The following is a 14,361-nucleotide window of genomic DNA, read 5'->3' on the forward strand; positions in this document are numbered from 1 at the left end:
GACGGAGACACAATGCAGGGCCTCCAAAAACAGCCGGTCATCTCGACCCTTGTCGCCCCGCCGCGGCAGCGAGGCCCGAAAAGCATCAAGTGCGACCGCCCAGTCCGTTTCTGTCATCTTCGTCAGCATCGCCGATCTCCTCTGAAACCGGCAACCCATGAATCATCCAAATACTGGTTTAGGAATCGCAGAAATAAAACATGCGGCAATCCGTCCACACCGCCTAACCACTCTACGAATACATCTGCAAAACCTGGAGAGCAGAGCCAGAACGGTTTAGACTCAATCCGCACCATCAAATGCCGGGACTAAACACCTACGTCGCCATCACCGTAATGACGGCGTCCTCATCTATCTGAACGGTGAGTTCTTCAAGCGTGACGAGGCCAAGGTTTCCGTATGGTGACGCGCGGCAAGAAGAAAACGCCTAACCGCGATCCTCGCTTTGCTCTTGGACGGGCGACGATTGCCATCGTGGCGGAATTCAAGATTCCAAAGCCTGAATCCAAGTCCAAGGGACTGACGCTGATGACCTCGACCGTGCGTTGCGGCGCGCCAACTCCGCCGATCTGTCGCCGTGGCGCGATAGTCTGCGCGACGACCACGCAAAATTAGCCGATTGCCGTACGCCGTTTATTGGATCCAGGACACACCGGACGCCCGGCGGGAGGTTTGTTGCCGTCCGACAAGGGCCGGCTTGACCACTGAGCCGCCCTCTGTCAGTGTAGTTGTATGATGCAACTAATTATGTTTTCGCCCTATGCCCATGTCGCAATCCACCATTGATCTCATCCGCGCCGCCTCACGGCTGCTCGTCCGCGAACTCGGTTTCATGGGCGGCGCCTTCGCGGGAACCGACCTTCCGCCTTCCGCCGTCCATGCCCTCATTGAAATAGACGCCAGCGACGGCATCTCGGCGCGCGATCTTGGTGGACGTCTCCGCCTGGAAAAGTCGAGTGTCAGCCGGATGCTGCGCAAACTCGTCGTCTCCGGCGACCTCATAGAAGAGCCGGGCGAGGAGGATGCTCGCACCAAGACGCTGACCCTGAGTGCGACTGGGCGAAAGCGTGTCGCGGAAATCCATGCCTTCGCCCGTGCGCAGGTCGCGGGCGCGCTGGAGCAACTTCCTTCTGAACGTCACCGAACCGTTCTTGACGGCCTGCGCCTCTACGCCGAGGCGCTGGCTGGGCGGCTGGAAGCCTCGAGCGCTGCGCCGCAAACTGAAATCGTCGCCGGCTACCGGCCTGGCCTCGTGGCCCGCGTCACCGAGATGCACGCGCTCTATTATGCGCGTGAGGCCGGTTTCGGCCAGCGCTTTGAAACCGTCGTCGCCGGTGGTCTCGCGGCCTTCTGTGATCGTCTCGACGCGCCGGTGAACGGGATCTGGGCTGCACTCTGCGACGAGCGGATCGTCGGCTCGGTCGCCATCGACGGTGAGGATTTGGGTGCGGGCATCTCGCACCTGCGCTGGTTCATCGTCGATGATGAGATGCGCGGCACGGGCGTGGGACGGCGGTTGCTAGAGGCCGCGCTCGCCTTCTCGGATGCGCAACGCTTCACCGAGAGCCATCTGTGGACCTTCGCCGGTCTTCATGCCGCACGTCATCTCTATGAAAAGAATGGCTTCGTGCTGGCTGAAGAGCGTCTCGGCAGCCAGTGGGGCAAGGAAGTGCTCGAACAGCGCTTTGTGAGGAGACGGGCATGACGACCACAGAGACGATAGTGCCTTCGATCACCGAGCTGGCGGGAACTCCACCCTCCTACGTACCGGCAGGGCGGCTCGCCGGTAAGGTCTGTCTCGTCGTCGGCGCAACCAGCGGCATCGGTCGTGCAACGGCGTTGCGCATGGCTGAGGAAGGGGCGGCGGCTGTGGTCGTCTCGGGTCGACGGCAGGCGCTCGGCGAGGAACTCGCCGAGGCTCTGTGCCGCATAGGCACGATAGGCGTGTTCGTCACAGCCGACGTCACCCGCGAGGCACATCTGGCCGACCTCGTGGCGCAAACGATGACCCGCTTCGGCCGCCTCGATCTCGCCTTCAACAATGCCGGGTTCCAGGAGCGCCGGGCGCCGCTGGCCGCACAGACCGATGACGTCTACGGGCAGGTCTTCGACACCAATGTGCGCGCGGTCTTTCATGCCATGCGCCATGAAATTCCTGCGCTGATTGCCTCGGGCGGTGGAGCGATCGTCAACAACACCAGCGTCAGCGGGATACGTAACCCCAATCTCGGCCTGTCGCTCTATGGCGCCTCCAAGGCCGCTGCCATCGCGCTCACGCGCGCGGCGGCGATGGAATATGCGCAGCAAGGCGTGCGGATCAACGCGATCGCCCCAGGGCGCGTCGTCACGGACATGATGCTGTCCTCCGGCATCGCCGACATGCGCACCGTCGCAGGCGGCCTGCCGCTGCGGCGCATGGGTCATCCAGACGAAGTGGCTGCGGCGGTCGTCTGGCTGCTGTCGGGCGAGGCAAGTTACGTCGTCGGCCATGTGCTCGCCGCCGATGGCGGCTTCCTCGCGGGATGAGACTTCGCCTGCTTATAAGATCCGGTCTGCTTCATAATCTGCGGCGCGAGAACGTCCGGCAGGTTATGCTGACCATGTGGTAGAAATCCTTTGATTGCACCTCGCCCGGTGTAGGGATGGCACCGTTACGTTACCCGAGAATCGATGAAAATGTGGGATCTGGTGGGATGACCAGATTTAGCCGTGATCCACTCTATCGCCGCCAACGCTTTCCCGCTGAAATCATTGCTCACGCCGTGTGGCTCTATTTCCGGTTTCCTCTCAGCCTGCGGATGGTTGAGGACTTGCTGGCTGCCCGTGGGTCACTGTCTCTCGTCAGACGGTCCGGCTGTGGGCAGAGAAGTTCGGCCGGCGTTTCGCCAAAGACATCCGTCGTCGCTCATTCGGCCAGCTTGGAAGCAAGTAGCACCTCGACGAGGTCGTCATTTCGATTCGAGGCAAGAAGCACTGGCTGTGGCGCGCCGTTGACCAGCACGGATTTGTTCTGGAGGTGCTGGTGCAAAGCCGCCGCAATGCCAAAGCAGCCAAACGCCTGATGCGCAAGCTTTTGAAGAGCCAGGGGCGAGCGCCGCGGGTGATGATCACCGACAAGCTCCGGTCCTATGGCACAGCAAAACGCGAGATCATGCCCGGGGTCGAACGCCGCTCGCACGAAGGCCTGAACAATCGGGCGGAGAATTCACATCAGCCGACACGACGACGGGAGAGGATCATGAAGCGATTCAAGTCACAGCGACATCTACAACGTTTCGTCTCTATCCATGACCCGAGTGCCAAGCTGTTCCACATCCCGCGCCACGGCATCACCTTCAGCCATCATCGCGAACTGTGTTCGGCGGCGATGAACCTGTGGGCGAAAATTGCCAGAGCATGACCGACGAACTCGGCCGCTACCATGGTTTGCCCTCTTTGCCTTTAAGCTTACGATGCCGACAGAACTTGAACGTCATTTCTGAAGCAAAATCGCCAGCGGCTGGCCTTGCCGAGACGCGGGGGCTTTGACATTTACAAATTTTGTTAACATGCTCATTAAATGCGAAGCCGGCTTTGGGAGGAGGCGGATATGTATCTGGAGAGCTTTGCGGGAAGGATCCCGCCGCAGTGGCCGTGTCTGCAATTCGACGACTGGTCGGCGAACTTGAAATCGATCTGCGGCCATTTCAATTCGCGTCGTTTGGAGAGGAACGACCGTGTCATAGGAGGCGCAGAGGTTTCCAATGCCGGAGGTTTGACTCTGGCCCAAGTCGCCAACAATCTCGACTATATTCGACGCGATCCTGACGACATTCGTGCGGATCAGGGGGATAATCTCTTCCTGCTCCTTCAGCTTGAGGGGTCATGTGGCATCGAACAGTCCGGGCGGCAGGAGCACCTCCATCCGGGAGAGTGCATTCTCGTTGATTCCACCCGCCCATCAGTTTTTTACTTCGGTGGATCCTTCTCCAATCATCTGTCTGTTCATTTGCCCCGCCAACTTCTCCTGTCGGACAAGACCGCTCTTATCTCGGTCAGTCGCAAGATCGGTGCAGATGATCCAATGTCGGTCATGCTCGGTGCGCTCGTCGCAAAGCTCATGAAAACATCTGGAGATGATATTCGGGCACCCCATCTGCGTGATCTTTTGTTCAACACCGCGAGGCAGGCTTTCGCCACGGTGCCCGGCGAGAAACTGTTCCTGCGCGCCGATAGCGCGATGGGCCGGATCGAGGTGGTTCAGGTATTGATCGATGAAAACCTCACGGAGGAGTGGCTTTCGCCCCAGTGGTTGGCTGACCGGGTCGGGGTGTCGCTGCGAACCCTGCAGGAAGACATGAGCGCGCAGGGTATGACGGTAACAGGGTTGATCAAGTTCAAGCGGCTGCATCTCGCACGTTCTCGCCTGGAAAGCCTGCGCGGCATCCGTCATCCCGGCGCTATCGCCGATGTCGCGTATTCCGTCGGGTTCAACGACATCTCCTATTTCAATCGCAGTTTCCGCAAGCTCTTCGATTGCAGTCCAAAGGACATCGCGTCCTGATCTGGTCAATTTTTGTGCGTCGCGTTTTTGTCCAATTCAGGCTGCGTCCCGATCCAAGACGACGATCCGGTCTGCCGCTAGGGTCCTCCCAAGATCTGCATGGGAGGATGCATCATGAAGGAATACGGGCTCGTTATTGATGGGCGCTCGATTGCGACAGCACGTCAGAAGCCGGTTACCAGTCCGTCGACCGGTGCGCTAGTCGGTCTGTCGCCGCTGGCGACAACCGCCGACCTAGACAAGGCGGTCGCAGCCGCTAATCGGGCCTTCCCCGCTTGGGCGGCAATGAGTTCCAGTGAGCGCGCCGCCTTGTGTGGGAAGCTTGCGGAGACCATAGAAGCTCATGCCGAGGAACTCGCGCATCTCCTTACCCTTGAACAGGGCAAGCCGCTCAATGGGCTGGGTTCGCGCTTCGAGATCGGCGGTGCCGTCGCCTGGACCCGATACACCGCATCGCTCGACCTGCCGATCGAGATCGTGCAGGATGGCCCTGAGGGACGCGTCGAACTGCATCGTAAGCCGATCGGTGTCGTTGCTGCGATTACGCCGTGGAATTGGCCTGTCATGATTGCCTGCTGGCACATCATCCCCGCCATCCGCATCGGCAACACCGTCGTCATTAAGCCTTCGCCGAACACGCCGCTGTCGACGATCCGCTTGGTGGAATTGCTCAACACCGTCCTGCCGCCTGGTGTTGTCAACGTCATTGCCGATGACAACGATCTCGGAAGCGCGCTGACCACTCACAAAGATATCGCCAAGGTTACCTTCACGGGGTCAACTGCGACTGGTCGAAAGGTCATGGCTTCGGCTGCGGACACGCTGAAGCGCCTCACGTTGGAACTGGGCGGCAATGATGCCGGCATCGTGCTGCCGGACGCTGATCCCAAGGCGATCGCCGAGGGCCTGTTCTGGGGTGCCTTCATCAATAGCGGTCAGACCTGCGCCTGCCTCAAGCGCCTTTATGTGCATGACAGTATCTATGACGCCGTCTGCGAGGCGCTCGCAGCCTACGCTGGTCAGATCAAGCTTGGTGACGGGCTGGCCGACGACAGCGTTCTCGGCCCGCTGCAGAACGCTCAGCAGTTCGCGATCGTGTCCGATTACGTCAATGATGCGATCGAGAAGGGTGGACGGGTTCTGACGGGTGGACGGCCTGCTGATGGGCCGGGCTATTTCTATCCTGTCACGCTCATTGCCGACGTGAAACACGGCGCTAAGCTCGTCGATCTCGAGCAATTCGGTCCGGCCCTGCCGATCATTCGCTACTACGACATTGAGGAGGCGATCGCCATGGCTAACGACAATCCGAGTGGTCTCGGCGGCTCCGTCTGGTCCAGCGACACAGCACGGGCGAAGGCGGTCGCGAGCCGGATGGAATGCGGCTCTGTCTGGATCAACAAGCATGGCGCCGTCCAGCCGAATGCGCCGTTTGGCGGCATTAAGCAGTCGGGTGTCGGCATCGAATTCGGCGTCGATGGGCTGAAGGAATTCACGGTGATCCAGACCGTCTTTTCCTGATTGCCAGCCTACAAGATAAGAGTGCGGGCTTGACGAAACTAAGCCTGCTTCCGGGAGGAGAGATCATGCGTGAATTTGACTATATTGTTGTGGGTGGCGGTTCATCGGGCTCCGTCGTCGCAGCCCGCCTGTCGGAAAATCCGGCCAACAAGGTGCTGCTGATCGAGAGCGGCCAGAAGGACAGCGATCGCTTCATTCACATTCCGGGGACCTTCTTCAAGGTCATCGAGAAAGGACGCGACGTTCATTTTTATACATCCGAGCCGGATCCGGGTCTGAAGGGCAAGCCGAATGTTGTGCCTCAGGGTAATGTGCTCGGTGGTGGTAGCTCGATCAATGCGATGATCTACATTCGCGGTCAGCGTCAGGATTACGATACCTGGGCTCAGATGGGCTGCAGGTCCTGGTCCTATGACAAGGTGCTGCCGGTTTTCCGCGAAATCGAGGGCAATCAACGGCTGTCGGGCGAGTTCCATGGCGCCGAAGGGGCGCTGAAGGTGTCGGATCGCCGGTTCGGACACCCCTTGTCCTGGGCCTTTATTCGCGCCGCCCAGGAAGCCGGTCTGCGCTACAATGAAGACTTCAATGGCGAGCAGCAAGAGGGCGTCGGTTTCTACCAGACGACGACCAATAATGGCCGACGCTGGAGTGCTGCCCAGGCCTTCCTGCGCGATGCAGAGAAGCGCTCGAACCTTGAGATCATGACCGGGACGAAGGTGCACAAGGTGCTGTTCGAGGGACGCACCGCGGTCGGTGTGCTCCTGTCGAACGGAGAGCGGATCAAGGCAAGTGGCGAGATCGTGCTGACGGCCGGCGCCATCGCGACACCGAAGATCCTGCAACTGTCGGGCATCGGTGCTGCGGGGCAACTGGCCGCCCACGGCATCGATGTTGTGGCAGACCTTCCGGGCGTCGGCGAGAACTATCAGGACCATCTCGAGGCGACGGTTCAGGCCGAGGTGCGAGATCCGATCTCCCTGTTCGGGCAGGATCGTGGTGTGGCGGCCGTCGGGCACATGCTGCAATACATGCTGACCAAGACCGGGGTCCTCACCTCTACCGTGGTCGAATCCGGTGGCTTCGTTGATACCGCAGGTACAGGACAGCCGGATATCCAGTTCCACGTGCTGCCGAGCTTCAACGGTTTCGGCGAGCGGCTGGCGCATCCGGGCCATGGCATTTCCATCGGGCCGTGTTTCCTGCGTCCGCAGTCGCGCGGGACGGTGAAGCTGCGCTCGTCCAATCCGGACGATCCGGCGCTGTTCAACGCAAACAGTTTCTCCAATCCGGCCGATATTGAGACGCTGGTGCGTGGTGTCGAACTTGCCATCCGGATCACCGAGGCACCGTCGCTCGCCAGGCTGATCAAGCGGCGCATTCTGCCCGAGCCGGGTGTCGAGAAGGATCCGGACGCCTTGCGCGACTATATCCGTGGCGTGTCGAAGACCGTCTTCCATCCGTCCGGCACTGCGAAAATGGGAGTGTGCGAGGACCGCATGGCCGTGGTCGGCGAGGATCTCAAGGTGTTCGGCGTCGACCGGTTGAGGGTTGCTGACGCGTCCATCATGCCGACGCTCGTTTCCGGCAACACCAATGCACCGACGATCATGATCGGGGAGCGGGCAAGCCGCTTCATTCTTGGAAAGGATCTTGCCGCCTGAGGAGGAGCGAGGGCGGCTTTGATCGGCCATTCTGCCACACGCTGGAATCATCCGGCACACATGGGAGGGAAACAACATACAGAGTGCGCATTTTCTTTATGGTGCGGCCGCAGTCGCGGCCCTGTTCTTTGCCAATGTCGGAACAGCTGTCGCTGCACCGAGCTGCGGACTGAACAATGGTCAGGTGGCAAGCGGGGAGCCGATAAAGGTCGGTGCGATCGTCGGCCAGACAGGTCTTGACGATCTTTCGTCTGCATCGAAGGCGGCAAAGGCCTATTTCGACTGCGTCAACGCTAATGGCGGCATCAATGGGCGACCAGTGGAATATCTGGTCGAGGACGATCAGTGGAACCCGGAAGTCGCGGCCCAAGTAGCAACCAAGCTGGTGAAGGACGAAAAGGTCGTCGCCCTGGTCGGCTGCCTCCTTCGTCGAGATGGGCGTCAACGCCAAACTCTACGAAGAAGAAGGTGTGATGGCGATGGCCTCCGGCTGTGCGGTGGCGGAATGCTTCGAATCGCGCAACATCGTGTCTACCAATGAAGGACCGCTTCCATCGTCGGTTGGGGCTGCCCAGTGGGCGGTCGGCAATCTCGGCTCGAAGAACGTCGTCTTCATCGGGCTGACCATCCCGAGCGTGGGACCCTATTCCTGCGGCTGGACGGAAAAATACATGCAGTCGAAGGGACTTTCTGGCTCCAGCGTGCTGCTTGATCCGGCTGCGGCTGATATGAACTCCGCCTTCCTGGAAGCAGTTGCATCGGGGGCCGATACCATCCTCGTCAACCTGCCGGCCGGCATGGCGGCGGCGCTTCTGAAAGTGGTTCAGGAATCGGGCCAGCGCGACAGCTACACATGGATTTCCTCGGCGCCGCTTTATGACCGCGATGTGCCCAGCATGCTCGGCGATGACTGGGCGGGTGTCTTGTATGTCAACGCCGAATTGATTCCGATCGATGGCACGGGGCCGGATGCCACCAACTGGCGCGGCGTGCTTGACACACATGGCAAGCCCGAGGATCCGCGCGACACCTTCAGCCAGGCCGGCCATCTCTCGGCGCGCTTCTTCGTCGAGGTGCTTTCTGAAGCAAGATCCCGCCAAGTTCGACCGTGCCGCGGTCACCAAGGCGATCCGCGGCATCAAGAACTACATCTCTGCTCTGCGGCCGTTACTATGTCGGCAATGGCGACCGGCACATGCCGAACCATGCCATTATGATGGTCCAGATGGTCTCGGGCGGCTATAAGGTTGTCGGCGAATGCACCGACATCGACAGTGCCTATCTCGAACCCTACCGCGCCGACGAAAAAGCGCTGGGTATCGGCAACTGAGGATGTCAGGCATGTTGGGCGCCTATGGAATGTTCCTAGTTTCGGGGCTTGCCGTCGCCACCCTCAATGCCTTCGAGCGCCGGATGACGGAACTGGCGCGATGCGTGGCCGGCCGTCCGAAACTGATCTTGCTTGATGAGCCAGGCGCCGGCTTCTCCCAAGTCGAGGTTGCGCGGCTGCGCAGCGTGATCGGCGGGATCGCGGGTGTGATCGGCGCAAGGACGTTTGTGATCGACCAGACGTGGATCTGATCCAGGCCACCTGCCAGCATACCATGGTGCTCGATTTCGGATCACTGGTGACCTATGGCGAGACCGCGACGATATTAGTCGACGATCGTGTTCGCGCTGTTTATCTAGGGACGGAGGAGGTGAAATGAGCGTGATTGAAATCTCCAACCTGTCGGTCCGTCGCGATGTGAAACGGGTCGTTGACGATGTTTCCATTCGGCTCGCGCCTGGCTTAGAAATCGCGGCTGGTGTCAGCTTGGAGGCGGGACGCGGTAGCCTTTCTTCAATCAGAACTTGATGTCTCCGTCAGGTCAGGTCAACTTTTTGCCAAACGAGTTGCTGGTCTAGAGAATGGGCGCGGTCGCGGGACCCGCATGCGCAGCAGAAAGAAGAAATGACAAACCTTGCGCCTTTTAGTGAGGCTTTCCTGAACTGGGACCTCAACATCTCGCCTGAAGTTGCCAGAGACACCCGACTGGAGTGCCGGCACTACGGCGATGTGCGGATTTCATCGCTCGAAGGCGGTGTATGCAGGGGCGCGCGCTCAGAAATCCACAATGCCCACGATGGTGGCGAATACACGGGGCTGGTCACCTTGATGCGGGGAAACATGCTCGTCAGCACCGAGGGTGTCGAAATGGAGCTTTCCGAAGGCGACACTCTCATCTGGAGCAATCGGGGGAACCACGAGTTTCACGTCAACGACCGGGTTCAGCAGCTGATCATCATCGTCCCAACCAGCCGTTTCCAGACTTACATGGCCCGCCCTCTGCCATTCACACAATGGGCGCTTCAGGGCAGAACCCCTGTTGGCGGTCTCATTTCAGGGTTCATGCGCGCACTGTCACAGAACATTGAGCTGTTGGACCGGCGGTCAGGCGAGACGGCGGTCGACATGTTCCTCGCCATGCTGAGCAAGGCGATCAAGGGTACGCACGTAAATGTCGAGGCAACACCCCGAACTGCAAGATACGACCGCATTCTGTCTTTCATCGAAGATCAGCTTGAAAATTCCAAATTGACGCCTGCTCTCATTGCGCGAGCACATGATATTTCTACTCGATATCTGAATTTTCTCTTCCATCAGCACGGTCAAACTGTTGTTGCCTGGATCAGGGAGCGCCGCCTTGTACACGGCGCCGAAGATCTTCAGGAAAACCAGGACGCATTGAGCATTACAGAAATTGCGCATAAATGGCATTTCAGCGACGGGGCGCATTTCACCAGATCGTTCAAGGCGAAATTTGGCGTCACGCCGAGCGCCTGGCGTCGCGACAATCGACCGACCAAGGATGAGGCCGAATAGACACGCCGCGACGCCAGAAAATAGTCCGGGCTGACTGCCTCAGAGGTGTTTCTTGAACCATGCCAGCGCCAGTTCGGCGGCTTCATCGAACTTGTCGTAGTACAGGTCGAAGTGTCCGCCTTCGACGATGGCGAGGTTCTTTGGATAGCCCGCCCGATCGAAGGCTGCCTGCGCAATGTCAGGAGTGGTGACGCGGTCGGTAGAGCCGATGATCATCTGGAACGGCCGGGGCGAAATCATATGGATCAGGGCCGCCGGTTCATAGGTGCTGGCAAGTTCCATCGAGCGCACGGTGACCCGGTTTTCCCATGTTTTCGACTTGCCTTGATGAGCCACCGTATGAGTCCAGGCATCGGCCATCGGCATGACGGCGGGCTCCATCGGGTTCTCTGTCACAACAGGCATCATCAGGGGAGGCTGACCCGCCATGCGTCCCATTCTGTCGCCTGCCCACATCTTCCGCACCATGGCAAGAAAATCGGGGCGGACCTGACGCGCGACGGTCTGGCTGCCGCTGACAAAGGGTACCTGCACTGAAACGCATTTAACGCGGTGATCAATCGATGCGACATTGATCGCGTGGCCGCCGCTGAAGCTCGACCCCCAGACGCCGATGCGCTCAGCGTCGATGCCCGGTTGCATCTGGGCAAAGGTGATTGCGTCGCGCATGTCCTCGACCTGCTGTTGTGGCAAGACCTCCTGCCGTTGCGCGCCATCACTCAGGCCGAAATTGCGGTGATCATAGAGAAGAACGGAAAACCCTGCATTGGCGAAATACTCCGAAAAGCCTTCGTGATTTGAGAAATCGATGGTGGAGCTGATGCCGCCCGTAAGAATGATCAAGGGCTTCGCCGCTTCGTCACCGGCACCGCTGTAGAGGCGGCCGCGCAATGTCGTGCCGTCAGCTGCCTGGAAAGAAATTTCTGAGTACATGATTGATATCCTTATTGGAGTTTGCTTCGAGGTGACGAATGTTCCGGTCGCAAGAAGATCGGACGGGCTCCACCATTCCAGTTTTCGTGGACCGGGATTTGGACTACGCCGCTGCTCTTGCGACAGCGGTTGCGTTTCTGGCGCAACTGAAGAGAAACAGCGCTAGGCTTCCATGCCGATGGCCAAATAGCCTACCGCCGTAAAGCCGAACATTTGCACGATGATGCCGCCGGTAAATCCACCGATTGTCGATCCACCCATTACGATAACCGGTGTCGCTGCTGTTGCGCGGCCTGTCGTTTCGATGCGAGACAAGAGACCGAAAATGAAGGTGTTTGCGATGGCGAAAGCGAAGGGAATCAGCAGCAGCGCCGCGAAATACCATGCAAAGTTTGTAGTGCTGGGAAGCCACAGCCAGCCGGCCTAGGTAGGTCCCATGACCATCGCCGTGTTCAGCGGGATAATCCAATGCTGCGTAAGGCCGACCATCAAGGGCAAACCATGATCGCTTCGTATCAATATTCTTCATATTTCTCCCCCCGGAGATCTAATACCAAACCAGCCTCCTCCAACGACGGCTCGGCATGATTGGTTTCAGCTGACGCTTGCCCCTGCATCGACCTGGAACGAAACCCCGGTCATGCCGCTGCTTTGATCGCTCAAGAGGAAGACAACGCTTTCCGCGACCTCATTGACGGTCACTGCTCTTCCCAGAGGGTGTCTGATTTTCAGCATTTGTTGAAAGCCCGGGTCGGCGAACATTGGACCCGTCATCGGCGTTTCGAAGAATGTCGGGCAGATCGCGTTGCAGCGGATACCTGCGCTGCCATAGTCCAGGGCAATGGATTTGGTCAGCCCTATGACACCGTGTTTGGATGAGACATAAGCCGGCAGCCCCCGCTCGGCGAGAAGGCCAGCCATAGAGGCGGTGTTGACGATTACGCCGCCTCCGACCGTCAGAAAGTGGCGAATTTCAGCCCGTGCCGAATAGAATACGCCATTCAGGTTTACACTCAGCACAGCCGCCCAGTTTTCGTCGCTGCATTCGTGCAGAGACCCGAGTTTGCCACCGATTCCGGCATTGTTGACCGCCCCATCCAATCTGCCAAAATCCGCAACGATACTTGCCACGACGTCATCGATGTCAGAGGACTTTGTCACGTCGACCTGATACGCTTTTGCTCCGTCGATCTCCTCCGCAAGCATCCGGGCAGCGGCGATATCGTAGTCGGCGATTGCGACGCGTGCGCCGCGTGCAGCCAACAGTTCAACGATTTTTGCGCCCAGACCAGACGCGCCTCCGGTCACAAGAATAACCCTGCCTTCAAAATCTTTCATGATGTCCTCCATTACAGACGAGCGCAGCGATTTTGATGGGCTCTTCTGATCTGGGCAGGCTAGTCTTCCCTCCAACTCGATGCTTGTTTTTGCGGGAATGAAGACTTGAACGTTTGCGAAGTGAACGAGCAGATCGACAGATCGGCGGTGCCGGCCATGGACTTGAAATCCCGAAGATTTCCCGTCGTAGAGATCTGCTTCCAACCCACAGCCAGGTTGCAATGCCTCGATATCGCCTGAGAAACACGCGCCGCCTGACGTGTGCAAGCCTGTGTGAGGCAGCAGGATCCCATCCTGCTTCAACTGATCGCCAGACAACTGCGGGCTCGCAATATCAACAGGGCGTTAGACCATTGTGATCTGCCCGAAGCTGCCTTCGTTTGGCGGAGCGCGGCGAACGTTTCGGGTAGCCCGGTTTTGTAATGGCGCGTCGTCGCAACGGGCGCGGATCTTGTCGCCCGGTGTATCTGATCGCGTCGAGGGATGGCCCCGGCCCAGGACTACGTCAATTGTTGTCGGAACTTTCCTGGCGTCGCGCCGAAGCGGCGGGAGAATTGTCGCGTCAAATGAGACTGATCCGCAAAACCGCAAGACGCCGCGATCTCAGCCAGGGGCATGGCTGCATGCTTGATGAGGTGCCGCGCGCGATCAAGGCGCTGCTCCTGAACATAGGCATATGCCGCCACGCCGAATGTTTCGCGAAAATGCCTGGAGAATGTGCATACGCCGAGATTGACCAGCCGAGCCAGGGAATTCAGATCCAGTGCTTCGTGAAGATGCGCGTCGATAAACTCTCTGATCAGATGTTGCTGCCGGTCATCGAGCTTTCCTTGCAAGCGAACCGGAGAAAAAGCCATTTGAGCATAATGCCTGAGCAGATGAATGGTGAACAGGCGTGCCATGAGATCGATATAGAGCACACCGCCACTTGCAGGCTCGTCGAGCTCCTGCTCGATGCGTTGTATCCCCTCGACCAGCACGGGATCTCGACAGTCGAGAATATCCAGAACGGCAACGTCGTCCACTGGGCGATTCATGACCTCGTTGGCGACATCCACCATGAGGCTGCGACTCAAATAAAGGTGGCTCGCCTCCACAGGCGGCAGCCAGCGCCATTGAGATGACACTCCCCGCGCCAGAAGCGACACCGATCCTGGCGGACAAACCCGTTTCGTCCAGCGCCCGTCCACCCGCCTTTCCAGCGTCGAACCACCCGACTTGCACAACACAATCAATGTATCGCGCATTGCAGGAAGCGCGACATCCTGTCCGGCATAGGCATATTTCCGGAAAGTCCCCTCTTTCCAGCCGCTGTGATCACTTTGCGCAAGCAACTTGCCGGGCAACCAGACGGGCAAGTCCGCAGGCGCTACACCTCCCTCGTGCACCGCGCTCCTCCTCTCGATGACAGACCGACCTGGCCCGCTGCGAGCAGGCCAGTATCAGGCCGTCGGCAACGCTCCTCAACCTTGCCGCCGGACAATCTCTTCATATGTTAA

15 protein-coding genes and 1 pseudogene are annotated in these 14,361 nt (G+C 59.0%); 13 read left to right on the forward strand and 3 right to left on the reverse strand.

From position 1 onward, the window contains the following. Positions 1–399 precede the first annotated feature (399 nt). The 13 genes and pseudogenes from E8M77_RS12195 to E8M77_RS12245 all read left to right on the forward strand — a co-directional run bounded on the left by E8M77_RS12195 (position 400) and on the right by E8M77_RS12245 (position 10,591). Positions 400–615, forward strand: coding sequence for a hypothetical protein (locus E8M77_RS12195; protein ID WP_205910481.1), 216 nt, complete (start codon positions 400–402; stop codon positions 613–615). A 151-nt stretch (positions 616–766) separates the two neighbouring features. After that, complete coding sequence (locus E8M77_RS12200) at positions 767–1,705, forward strand: helix-turn-helix domain-containing GNAT family N-acetyltransferase (RefSeq protein WP_137130900.1); 939 nt, start codon at positions 767–769, stop codon at positions 1,703–1,705. Between the two features lie 35 nt (positions 1,706–1,740). Then, entirely contained in the window at positions 1,741–2,526 is a 786-nt protein-coding gene (locus E8M77_RS12205) for a glucose 1-dehydrogenase (protein WP_246659247.1), read from the forward strand. A 167-nt stretch (positions 2,527–2,693) separates the two neighbouring features. Beyond that, positions 2,694–3,400 (forward strand): annotated as a pseudogene (locus tag E8M77_RS12210) (IS6 family transposase). Positions 3,401–3,589: 189 nt separating this feature from the next. Then, positions 3,590–4,543, forward strand: a complete 954-nt coding sequence (locus tag E8M77_RS12215; RefSeq protein WP_137130902.1) for a helix-turn-helix domain-containing protein — start codon at positions 3,590–3,592, stop codon at positions 4,541–4,543. 114 nt (positions 4,544–4,657) lie between these two features. Further along, the gene (locus E8M77_RS12220; protein WP_137130903.1) at positions 4,658–6,064 is read left to right on the forward strand and encodes an aldehyde dehydrogenase family protein; all 1,407 of its coding nucleotides are present in this window, start codon (positions 4,658–4,660) and stop codon (positions 6,062–6,064) included. Between the two features lie 65 nt (positions 6,065–6,129). After that, positions 6,130–7,725 (forward strand): GMC family oxidoreductase N-terminal domain-containing protein, encoded by a 1,596-nt coding sequence (locus E8M77_RS12225; RefSeq protein WP_137130904.1) that lies wholly within the window; start codon positions 6,130–6,132, stop codon positions 7,723–7,725. 184 nt (positions 7,726–7,909) lie between these two features. Continuing rightward, positions 7,910–8,266 carry an ABC transporter substrate-binding protein gene (locus tag E8M77_RS24385; protein WP_170975834.1) on the forward strand — a complete coding sequence of 119 codons (357 nt, stop codon included), beginning with the start codon at positions 7,910–7,912 and terminating at the stop codon, positions 8,264–8,266. After that, on the forward strand, positions 8,199–8,942 hold the full coding sequence (locus E8M77_RS12235; protein ID WP_170975835.1) for an ABC transporter substrate-binding protein: 744 nt from the start codon (positions 8,199–8,201) through the stop codon (positions 8,940–8,942). Before E8M77_RS24385 ends, E8M77_RS12235 begins: the two co-directional genes overlap by 68 nt. Further along, positions 8,921–9,055, forward strand: a complete 135-nt coding sequence (locus E8M77_RS24390) for a hypothetical protein (protein ID WP_281408189.1) — start codon at positions 8,921–8,923, stop codon at positions 9,053–9,055. Before E8M77_RS12235 ends, E8M77_RS24390 begins: the two co-directional genes overlap by 22 nt. 11 nt (positions 9,056–9,066) lie before the next feature. Next, the gene (locus tag E8M77_RS24040; protein ID WP_137130906.1) at positions 9,067–9,306 is read left to right on the forward strand and encodes a hypothetical protein; all 240 of its coding nucleotides are present in this window, start codon (positions 9,067–9,069) and stop codon (positions 9,304–9,306) included. Positions 9,307–9,430: 124 nt separating this feature from the next. Then, positions 9,431–9,583 carry a hypothetical protein gene (locus E8M77_RS23895; RefSeq protein ID WP_170975836.1) on the forward strand — a complete coding sequence of 51 codons (153 nt, stop codon included), beginning with the start codon at positions 9,431–9,433 and terminating at the stop codon, positions 9,581–9,583. 96 nt (positions 9,584–9,679) lie between these two features. Further along, positions 9,680–10,591, forward strand: coding sequence for a helix-turn-helix domain-containing protein (locus E8M77_RS12245; protein ID WP_137130907.1), 912 nt, complete (start codon positions 9,680–9,682; stop codon positions 10,589–10,591). A 39-nt stretch (positions 10,592–10,630) separates the two neighbouring features. Here the strand turns inward: E8M77_RS12245 and E8M77_RS12250 are convergent, their stop codons facing one another. The 3 genes from E8M77_RS12250 to E8M77_RS12260 form a co-directional block, all read right to left on the reverse strand. Then, a complete protein-coding gene (locus E8M77_RS12250) occupies positions 10,631–11,524 on the reverse strand; it encodes an alpha/beta fold hydrolase (RefSeq protein WP_137130908.1) in 894 nt (297 codons plus the stop codon). A gap of 594 nt (positions 11,525–12,118) precedes the next feature. Then, a complete protein-coding gene (locus E8M77_RS12255; RefSeq protein WP_137130909.1) occupies positions 12,119–13,180 on the reverse strand; it encodes an SDR family oxidoreductase in 1,062 nt (353 codons plus the stop codon). A 182-nt stretch (positions 13,181–13,362) separates the two neighbouring features. Next, positions 13,363–14,250, reverse strand: coding sequence for an AraC family transcriptional regulator (locus E8M77_RS12260; protein WP_137130910.1), 888 nt, complete (start codon positions 14,248–14,250; stop codon positions 13,363–13,365). Between the last annotated feature and the right edge of the window lie 111 nt (positions 14,251–14,361).

It is taken from the genome of Rhizobium sp. FY34 (genome assembly GCF_005222845.1).
Lineage (GTDB): Bacteria > Pseudomonadota > Alphaproteobacteria > Rhizobiales > Rhizobiaceae > Neorhizobium.

What these genes read in the sequence shown, in the direction of transcription:
- E8M77_RS12200 (WP_137130900.1), top strand. Translation starts at nt 767, where the DNA reads ATGTCGCAATCCACCATTGATCTCATCCGCGCCGCCTCACGGCTGCTC.
- E8M77_RS12225 (WP_137130904.1), top strand. Translation starts at nt 6,130, where the DNA reads ATGCGTGAATTTGACTATATTGTTGTGGGTGGCGGTTCATCGGGCTCC.
- E8M77_RS23895 (WP_170975836.1), top strand. Translation starts at nt 9,431, where the DNA reads ATGAGCGTGATTGAAATCTCCAACCTGTCGGTCCGTCGCGATGTGAAA.
- E8M77_RS12235 (WP_170975835.1), top strand. Translation starts at nt 8,199, where the DNA reads ATGGCGATGGCCTCCGGCTGTGCGGTGGCGGAATGCTTCGAATCGCGC.
- E8M77_RS12195 (WP_205910481.1), top strand. Translation starts at nt 400, where the DNA reads ATGGTGACGCGCGGCAAGAAGAAAACGCCTAACCGCGATCCTCGCTTT.
- E8M77_RS12245 (WP_137130907.1), top strand. Translation starts at nt 9,680, where the DNA reads ATGACAAACCTTGCGCCTTTTAGTGAGGCTTTCCTGAACTGGGACCTC.
- E8M77_RS24040 (WP_137130906.1), top strand. Translation starts at nt 9,067, where the DNA reads ATGTTGGGCGCCTATGGAATGTTCCTAGTTTCGGGGCTTGCCGTCGCC.
- E8M77_RS12220 (WP_137130903.1), top strand. Translation starts at nt 4,658, where the DNA reads ATGAAGGAATACGGGCTCGTTATTGATGGGCGCTCGATTGCGACAGCA.
- E8M77_RS12215 (WP_137130902.1), top strand. Translation starts at nt 3,590, where the DNA reads ATGTATCTGGAGAGCTTTGCGGGAAGGATCCCGCCGCAGTGGCCGTGT.
- E8M77_RS12250 (WP_137130908.1), bottom strand. Translation starts at nt 11,524, where the DNA reads ATGTACTCAGAAATTTCTTTCCAGGCAGCTGACGGCACGACATTGCGC.
- E8M77_RS24390 (WP_281408189.1), top strand. Translation starts at nt 8,921, where the DNA reads ATGCCGAACCATGCCATTATGATGGTCCAGATGGTCTCGGGCGGCTAT.